An 8074-nucleotide genomic window follows, 5' to 3' on the forward strand; every position below is an offset into this window, starting at 1 on the left:
CGCCGCGAGATAGGTGTCCCGGTCCTCGATTCGGATCACACGGTCCAGGGATAGCCGCCGGAGGCGAGCATAGCGTTCATGGTGAATCGCCCCATGCGCCCGTTGCCGTCAGGGTAGGGGTGAATAGAGCCGAACAGCCAATGACCGAGCACCGCGCGCACGGACGGCTCGCCTCCTGTTCCAACAAGTCGAACAGCGTCGGCATGGCATCGCGCACAGCTTCATGGCGCGGCGGGACGTGTAATGATCCGCGCAGGCAAACCGCATCGTAGCGGTAACCGGCGAGCGCGGAAGTGGCAATCAGACCGTCAGCAACTATGTCTCCCATAGCACCTGAAGCCGGGAATCTCATCGGCCACATCCGGACGGTCTATCCGGCGAAACGCGCCAGCCAGACGGCCGGCAACAACGGAGTGACCGCCATCAAGCAAGCGTCCAAGCACATCCGAGGCATCGCGGATGCGGCCCAGAACGACTTGTGATTCCACCGGATAACGATTGAAGAATGCCCCCGGTACCTTGACGACCGCCGCTTTCGGCCTGAAGGGCCGTAACCCGTCCCATGTCGCAAGGTCCAGGGCCGGCGGCATCTGCTTTTGTCTCAGGTCGTAAAGCGATGTGCCGAAGAGCAACTCGAGCGTGTTGTTCGTGCCCTTCGGGCTATAGATGACAACCTGCTGCGGAATGACGGCGTGTTCGGCGTGAAGCGGCAGGGATTGCTCCGGCGAGAGATGCCAGTCGTCGCCGAACCGCACTGCGCAATAGCGCGCGCAGAATTCCCAAAAAGAGGCATCCCACGGCAAGGCGCACCTCGTTGACGCCTTGCGAGGCAGTTCGGGGGCTTCGGGCCGACGACCGACCGACAAACGCGGCGAACGAACGCTATCCGGCCAAGAAGAGCGGGCTATACTACCTGTACGTTGGCTGGAAAATGTCGAAAAGCCCCCAACCGGGGTTTTCTGGCGGCACGGACTGACTGCGCGGGATGTTGAATCGTCGACGGCCGAGGATTCCCGCTATGGATGACGAAGCGCTTAGAAACGCCATTCGCGGTGCAATGCATGAGGAGCTTCGGGAGCGGGGCGGCGAACGACAGCTTACCAAGCGTCGAGATGTTTATCTGATGCCCGTCACGATCACTATCGTCAGCCTGCTTGTTACGGCGATAATCAGCATATTCGAAGCCAGAAACACCAGGATAATAGCGGATTCCCATATCGAAAGCGCTCGGGAGATCGCCAATGCCCAGCGCTTGAACCAGGTCCAGGAAGCTGAAAAGGATCGGGAAATACAACAGATCGGACAAATCACACCGATATTTCAAAAGGTTATCGATGAGTATGATCCCAGCGATGAGATCGTAGAAAAAGTAGCGACGGAGATATCCGCATTATCAGTGTATCGAAATACCGCCCTAGAATATCTGGTTAAGATTTCTCAGCATTACGAGTCGAGAAGCGAAGTGCTACACGAAGCGGCGCGGGATACGATCGACGCCATAATATCCAATTCTCAGATCGATCTTTCCGGATTTCAATTCGATGGGAGAACCATGCGAATTTCCAATCTGAGTAACTACAATCTGAGTGGATCGACGTTCAATGGGTCGAACCTCTATGGCTCGGATCTGACTCAGGCGCATCTCATAAATACGGAGTTCGACGGGACGGATCTGCACAGCGTGAACTTTCAGGGCGCCAATCTCACGAACGCGAAATTCGGACCGGGAGGCACGATCAGAAACGCCGATTTCAGGCGTTCCCGGCTCGATGGTGTGACGTTCGACGAATGCGTCTGGTATATCGAGGATGCGCAGTTCACGCTGGGCGCTGTCCTGAATGCCGATAGATCGCCGTTCGAGAGCATGGATCCTCGGCGATACGTCTGGTTGCTGCAGCCACATGCGGACGAGTTAGCCGCGGTGGAATCCTTTCTTCTCCAGCCCGTGCTCGACAAATTGAACCTTGATAGCCGCCGCGCGTTGCTGAGTCGGCTCGATACGCTCGACGAGACAGCTCGTGTCGACATGGGCGATTGTCCGAGGGAGTTTTGAACGCGCGCTGTGTTCTCTGGGCGGCTACGCGAACTTGGGGCCCTCGTGGCGGAGCGTATGCGGAGCGCGGCGGCGGCTGGGCGATCAAGTACCCGCCGCATGCTCAGGCGCTAGATCGGTAGCCGCCAGAACGGGCCCGCTTTCAGGATGCCTCGTCGGCGATGGTGGGCCGGGGGTCATGCGCGATCAGGACCTTCGACCAGGCCACGGACAGCGTGCCCTGCCAGGCGGGATTGGGCAGGCGCAGCACCGCACATCGGCGCGGCGCATGGCGCGCAATCCGGGTCGGCGAATTGCCTACTCACGCAGCCGCTCGGCTTCCTCGCGCAGCACCTCGATCTTTGGCACCTGCCGGGACCAGGTGCGCTCCCACTGCTCGATGGCCTCGCCGAAGAAGGCCGCGTCGGCCTCGGTAATGTTGACACCAAGCTCGCGGATCTCCGCCTCCTGATCGGCATGCATCTGCTGGAAACCGGTCACTACCTTGTCGAGGTGCTCTGCCATGGTGGTCCGGATCAACTCGCGATCGGCTTCGTCGAGGTCGCGCCACACCTGGCGGGAGACCACACCCACCATGGGGAACATCATGTGGTTGGAGATCAGCAGGTTGTCGGCCAGCTCGTGGAAGCCGAGGGTCAGGATGGAATCGAAGTCCATGTCGATGGCATCGACCTGCTCGGCGGCCAGTGCCCCGTAGACCTCGGGCAGTGGCATCGGCTCCGGATCCGCCCCCATGGCGGTATAGAAGTCATAGTTCGCCTCGAAGGGGGTGATGCGCACGCGCAACCCCTGCAGGTCGTCGACACTTTCGATGGGCTGGCGGCTGAGCACTTGGCGCATACCCGCCATGCCGTAGCCCAGCCCCACCAGATCCGCCCCGACCGGCATGAGTTCGAGCAGCTCGGCGGCGGTCTCGGAGCGTAGCAGCCGGGCGGCATGGTCGATGTCATCCACCAGGTAGGGGGCATAGAAGGCGCCGAAATCGAAAATCCAGTTGGAAACCTCGGCGACGGTCAGGAAGGCCATGTCCAACTCGCCGAGGCGCAGCTCCCGGACCATCTGCGCCTCGTTACCCAGCTCCTGCGCCGGGTAGACCGTGACGCTATGGGTGCCCTCGGAGCGCTCGTGCAGGTCTGCGGCGAAGGCCTCGGCCTGCTGCGACCAGAGGTGCTCCGGAGGGGTGATCAACCCCAGGCGGAAGTCGCGCGCCTGGGCAGACAGCGAAGTGACGACGAGGGCCGCGGTGGCCACGGCCAGGGTCAGTGTCTTGAGTCGGTTCATGGCAACCTCGCGGTTCGCGCAGCGAGACAATGCCCGCGCTGTCGCGCGCTCTGTCCTGCTTGTCGATCAGCAACCCGTCGGCTCTCAGTATAGATGAGGCCCGTCGGCCGGGCGTCCTCCGCTGACAATCGTTTGATGCCTGCCGAGCGCTATTTCGGCAATGCCGTGGACAACCTGCTGGCGCTGGCCGCCGGCAAGCCGATGACCAAATTGGTCGGCTGAGCCGAAAGGGAGTCCGGCGATGCCCTCATGTGTGTGAACAAGGCCGCGACTCGGGCCACTCAGGGTACTTACCCAACGGAACGCTCCCGGCAGGCCACGGCCCACTTGGGGCGTTTGCGAGGTGAACTCAGCGGAGGCGGCCTTGCGGTCTCACACAGTGACATTCAGTTCGCACCGCTCGATTTAATCGAGGACTGCCGGCGTTGGTGCCCAAGCCGCGGGTCGATCCGTCTGTCCGTTCCACGATTCCCATGCCGGTATCGATGGTTGATGATTCGAAGGGCCGAGCTCGCGGAGACGCGCTGTACCGAGCATGCCAGCACCAGGCGTCACGGTACCTCGGCGCGACCGATGGTGTTCTCGTCGGTGCCGAACCAAAAGCTGCCGGTGCCTTCATGGAACGTCATGTGGCGCACGACACCGCCGCCACTGTCGATCTCCACGGGGTTTGTGAACTCCTCGGTGTCGGGGTCAAACCCCACAAATCGGTTCGGTGCGGCCAACCGGGACAACCTGGCTCCCCTCGCGCTAATCGTCGGGCCGATGCTGGAATCAGCGCAGCCGCATCAGCTCCCGCGCCAGTTGGTCCACTGCGGTGGGGTTCGATCGGCTGGCGATCCGAAAGACGCTGTCGCCCAATAGCGGCACCTACAGCTCGAGAATGACCCTAGTTGCCGTGTCGTTTCGTAGCCCGTGTCCTATCGGCGGGCTGCTCCGCGTATGCCTTGCGGTCTGAGCGGCATGTCGCGAAATGGCAACGGCCCGCAGTGTGGACTGCAATCCTGTCTGCTATCAGCGTGGTGTTCGGCGGGCCCGACGTCGTGCGCCGCATCGTCGCGCGTGCCCTGCTGTTCTCCACCCCGTGCAGCGGGGAGTGCTGAACTGCATTGACAGGCAACCATATGGTTGCATAATTCAGGTATGGATCAGGTGTTCAAAGCCCTAGCCGACCCCTCCCGACGCGCGATCCTTGATCGGTTGCACGCGAGCAATGGGCAGACCCTGACCCAGCTATGCGAGGGCATGGCAATGTCGCGCCAGGCAGTGAGCAAGCACCTGGCGGTGCTGGAGGCGGGCAATCTCGTGGTGTGTCAATGGCGGGGACGGGAGAAGCTCCATTACGTCAATCCCGTCCCGATTCAGGACATCTACGACCGCTGGATCGGGAAATACGAACGCGACCGCTTACGTGCCTTGGCCGATCTTAAACGCGCTTTGGAGGACAACCGTGATGGCTGAGCAACAGTTCGTGTATGTCATCTATATCGAGAGCACGCCGGAGACGGTTTGGCAGGCGCTGACCGATGATGCATTCACGCGACGGTACTGGGCGGGGCGACGTATAGAAAGCGAGTGGATCAAGGGCGCCGACGTTCGGCTGTATGCCGAAGACACCAACGACATCGAACTTCACGGCAAGCTCCTGGAATATGATGCTCCGCGGCGCCTGTCATATACCTGGCACTGCGCAGATCAGCCGACGGACGTCGAGTCCACGGTTACCTTTGAGCTGCACCCTATGGGTGACAGCGTGCGCCTGACAATAACTCACGAGCCACTGCCTGTGCAGGACACGGCGCGCCAGGGTTGGCCGGCGATCCTCTCCAGCCTCAAGAGCTATCTGGAGACTGGGACACCTTTAAGCGCCACCGAAATGTGGCGACGCAAGGTCTCCTGAGCCGCTGTTCCGACGCAGGGCAGCGGTGACTGTGGGCTGGTGCCGATTCAGGCCGCGGGATGCGCTGCCGTGCCTTGAACGGGCCTGCCCACCCGCGCGCAACGGAAGATCATCGTGGACGGGCCTCGCGCTGTGTTAATGGTCACGCAGCAGATCACGCAGCCGAGCGGGAACCGGCTCGTCCAGCACTGACGCATAGGCTCGATAAAGCATTCGCGATTGGGCCTGGTACACGCGAACACGCTCCCGGTCCGCCGAGCTTGCCGCAAGATAGCGCTCGACGTCCCTGAGGGTTCGCTTGTCAAGTTGCCCGGCCACATAATCACTTAGCAGACCGGGATCCAGCCGACCTCCTGTGTCCATCATGATAATCCTTATCAGATTCGATATAGACCGGCGTGGCTGACAGAAGCGACCTCAGTCCCTCACGGGCACGGGAGAGGCGTGAACGCACGGTGCCGATCGGGATTGACAGCGCCTCCGAGATCTCTTCGTAAGACAGCCCGGTCACGGCAACCAGAATGATCACATTACGCTGATCGGGTGGGAGCTTGTTCACCGCATGGTGGACCCTATCGAGTTCGTAATGGAGTTCGTAGTTGCCGTAACTCCTGTCTTCCACCGGATAACGATGCTGAAGCTCATTCTGGCGCTTGCGCTTTCTTATGGATGACACGAAGTTGTTGTGCATGATACTGAAGAGCCAGGGCCGAGTCCCCTTGTTCGGATCCCATTGGGACGCGCGGCTCAGCGCCCTTTCCAGGCACTCCTGAACGAGATCATCCGCCTCGTCGATGTTGGCAACAAGGGTTCTCGCATAACGGCGCAAATGCGGAATTTCTGCCGGTAACCGTAAACAAATATCATCCATCGGATTTACCCTATGAGGAATAAGAGTGCGTTACCACTTGTCCTCATCCAATTTAGTCATCCGCGGCGTACAACTTTGTTTCGGTAGCATCCTGCCGGTTGCAGCGCTGTTGTACGTGTCGTCGGCCATGGTCGAAGCCGCGAGGGGCTCTACCGTCCATTGATTCTGGTCGTCTAGGTGCGCCCCGTCTGTGCGACAGCCGCCATATCAGGGTGCACCTTCGCGCCACACCCATGGCTGCAAACGGGTGGGCGCGTCACCAAGTGACCACCCGGCACAACCGACTGTGCGAAATCCAGAGCGCGCAATTCATTGATAGTGCCGGCCATCGGACCAGCCGCTGCCAATGCGTAGCGGGCTTTCTGGCCGTGGCCGGTAGCCCCCCGATTTAACATGTGTGGAGATACTCGGCGCACCGGTTGTCGACTTCACGGTGTCGGCGGATAAACCCAGGGCGATGGTGTGGGTGCGGCTCTCTGACTTAGGGCCAGGCGGGAGCTGGATGGGCCTCGCGCTGGGTTAATGGCGGTCGCGCAGCAGATCAAGGAGCCGAGCGGGAACCGGCTCGTCCAGCACTGAGGCATAGGCCCGATACAGCATTCGAGATTGGGCCTGATACACGCGAACACGCTCCTGGTCCGCCGGGCTTGCCGCGAGATAGCGCTCGACGTCCCGGAGGGTCTGCGCATCTAGCTCCCCGGCCACATAATCACTCAGTAGACCGGGATCAAGCTGATCTCCTGTGCCCATCATGATATTCCTTGTCAGATTCGACATCGGCCGGCGTGGCTGACAGGAGCGACCTCAGCCCCTCACGGGCACGGGAGAGGCGTGAGCGAACGGTGCCGACTGGAATTGACAGCACTTCCGAGGTCTCTTCGTAAGACAGCCCGGAGACGGCAACCAGATTGAGCACAGCACGCTGATCGGGTGGAAGCTTGTTCACCGCAAGGTGGACCCTGTCGAGTTCGCAATGGTGCTCGTAGTTGGCGTAAATCCTGTCTTCCTCCGGGTAACGACGCTGAAGCTCGCTATGGCGCTTGCGCTTTCTTATGGCTGACACGAAGTTGTTGTGCATGATACCAAAGAGCCAGGACCGTATGCCCTTGTTCGGATCCCATTGGGACGCGCGGCTCAGCGCCCGTTCCAGGCACTCCTGCACGAGATCATCCGCCTCGTCGGGGTTGGAAACCAGGGTCCTCGCATAACGGCGCAAATGCGGAATTTCTTCCGGTAACCGTAAACGAATATCATCCATCGGATTCACCCTATGAGGTGTAAGAGTGCGTGAGCACTCGTCCTCATCCTCGTTAGTTATCTGCGGCGTACAACCGTGTTTCGGCGGCATCCTGTTCGGTTGCAGCGCTGTTGTACGTGTCGTCGGCCATGGTCGAAGCCTGGGCTATAGCGCCCGGGCGAGCGCAAAGGCAGTCAACTCCGTGAGCATGAGTGGCGAAGGGTCATAGTGGCGGTCATCTGTTCTCCTCCTGCTGGTGTCTTCGAGGTGCACCTTCGCGCGGTCTAGCTAGAAAGATGCATCACACATGCCATACACGGGATCTTCCCAATCCCAATGGCTTACGCCTCCCTCGTGACCCCGAAGGAGGGTGTCGGGGTGTGCGGACATGGCACACGCGTCGCTTCTCGGCGACGGATTGTGGCCAGCACTAACCATAAAGCGCGCGCACTGGAGTTCGAACAGGCGATTGTGCCGGGTGTCCACTTAGTCACGCGGCCACCCGTTTGCAGCCAAGGGTTTGGCCTGACGATGCCCCCTGATATGGCTGCTATCGCACAGACGGTGCCTCCCAGGGCGACCAGGATTAGTGGGCGGTGGAAACCCTGCCGGATCAGCACACGGTCAGCGAGTCGATGAACCCACACCCTTGTCAGCCTCAGGCCACGCAATGGACCAGGCGGGCGCGCCCGCGTCGGCCCACGTCGACCCGCCGTGCTCACGATGGTCGAG

General features: G+C 60.7%; 12 protein-coding genes. 4 read left to right on the forward strand and 8 right to left on the reverse strand.

The genetic code is table 11. The annotated features are described in order from the left end of the window. Window positions 1-35 precede the first annotated feature (35 nt). Window positions 36-161, reverse strand: coding sequence for a Fic family protein (locus QZT63_RS19885; RefSeq protein WP_366635422.1), 126 nt, complete (start codon window positions 159-161; stop codon window positions 36-38). Between the two features lie 147 nt (window positions 162-308). Then, on the reverse strand, window positions 309-803 hold the full coding sequence (locus tag QZT63_RS00620) for a hypothetical protein (protein WP_290647743.1): 495 nt from the start codon (window positions 801-803) through the stop codon (window positions 309-311). Window positions 804-1018: 215 nt separating this feature from the next. Between QZT63_RS00620 and QZT63_RS00625 the strand changes: the two genes are divergently transcribed. Further along, window positions 1019-2053: a pentapeptide repeat-containing protein gene (locus QZT63_RS00625; RefSeq protein ID WP_290647744.1), complete on the forward strand. Its 1035-nt coding sequence runs from the start codon at window positions 1019-1021 to the stop codon at window positions 2051-2053. Between the two features lie 297 nt (window positions 2054-2350). On the opposite strand, the gene QZT63_RS00630 is transcribed toward QZT63_RS00625, so the two are convergent. Further along, window positions 2351-3334 (reverse strand): TRAP transporter substrate-binding protein, encoded by a 984-nt coding sequence (locus QZT63_RS00630; protein WP_290647745.1) that lies wholly within the window; start codon window positions 3332-3334, stop codon window positions 2351-2353. 551 nt (window positions 3335-3885) lie between these two features. Beyond that, a complete protein-coding gene (locus tag QZT63_RS00635; RefSeq protein WP_290647746.1) occupies window positions 3886-4059 on the reverse strand; it encodes a hypothetical protein in 174 nt (57 codons plus the stop codon). Between the two features lie 418 nt (window positions 4060-4477). Between QZT63_RS00635 and QZT63_RS00640 the strand changes: the two genes are divergently transcribed. Further along, complete coding sequence (locus QZT63_RS00640) at window positions 4478-4795, forward strand: helix-turn-helix domain-containing protein (protein ID WP_290647747.1); 318 nt, start codon at window positions 4478-4480, stop codon at window positions 4793-4795. Then, window positions 4788-5234 carry an SRPBCC family protein gene (locus QZT63_RS00645; protein ID WP_290647748.1) on the forward strand — a complete coding sequence of 149 codons (447 nt, stop codon included), beginning with the start codon at window positions 4788-4790 and terminating at the stop codon, window positions 5232-5234. Before QZT63_RS00640 ends, QZT63_RS00645 begins: the two co-directional genes overlap by 8 nt. Before the next feature lie 135 nt (window positions 5235-5369). On the opposite strand, the gene QZT63_RS00650 is transcribed toward QZT63_RS00645, so the two are convergent. Beyond that, window positions 5370-5552: a NepR family anti-sigma factor gene (locus tag QZT63_RS00650; RefSeq protein ID WP_290647749.1), complete on the reverse strand. Its 183-nt coding sequence runs from the start codon at window positions 5550-5552 to the stop codon at window positions 5370-5372. A 4-nt stretch (window positions 5553-5556) separates the two neighbouring features. Beyond that, window positions 5557-6105: an RNA polymerase sigma factor gene (locus tag QZT63_RS00655; RefSeq protein ID WP_290647750.1), complete on the reverse strand. Its 549-nt coding sequence runs from the start codon at window positions 6103-6105 to the stop codon at window positions 5557-5559. A gap of 397 nt (window positions 6106-6502) precedes the next feature. Between QZT63_RS00655 and QZT63_RS19890 the strand changes: the two genes are divergently transcribed. Then, window positions 6503-6628 carry a CocE/NonD family hydrolase C-terminal non-catalytic domain-containing protein gene (locus QZT63_RS19890; RefSeq protein WP_366635430.1) on the forward strand — a complete coding sequence of 42 codons (126 nt, stop codon included), beginning with the start codon at window positions 6503-6505 and terminating at the stop codon, window positions 6626-6628. Here QZT63_RS19890 and QZT63_RS00660 read toward each other — a convergent pair. Beyond that, on the reverse strand, window positions 6625-6858 hold the full coding sequence (locus QZT63_RS00660; protein ID WP_290647751.1) for a NepR family anti-sigma factor: 234 nt from the start codon (window positions 6856-6858) through the stop codon (window positions 6625-6627). The genes QZT63_RS19890 and QZT63_RS00660 overlap by 4 nt on opposite strands. Further along, window positions 6833-7363, reverse strand: a complete 531-nt coding sequence (locus QZT63_RS00665; RefSeq protein ID WP_290647752.1) for a sigma-70 family RNA polymerase sigma factor — start codon at window positions 7361-7363, stop codon at window positions 6833-6835. The genes QZT63_RS00660 and QZT63_RS00665 overlap by 26 nt, the downstream gene beginning before the upstream one ends. Window positions 7364-8074 lie beyond the last annotated feature (711 nt).

The sequence above is a fragment of the Aquisalimonas sp. genome (assembly GCF_007120195.1).
GTDB lineage: Bacteria > Pseudomonadota > Gammaproteobacteria > Nitrococcales > Aquisalimonadaceae > Aquisalimonas.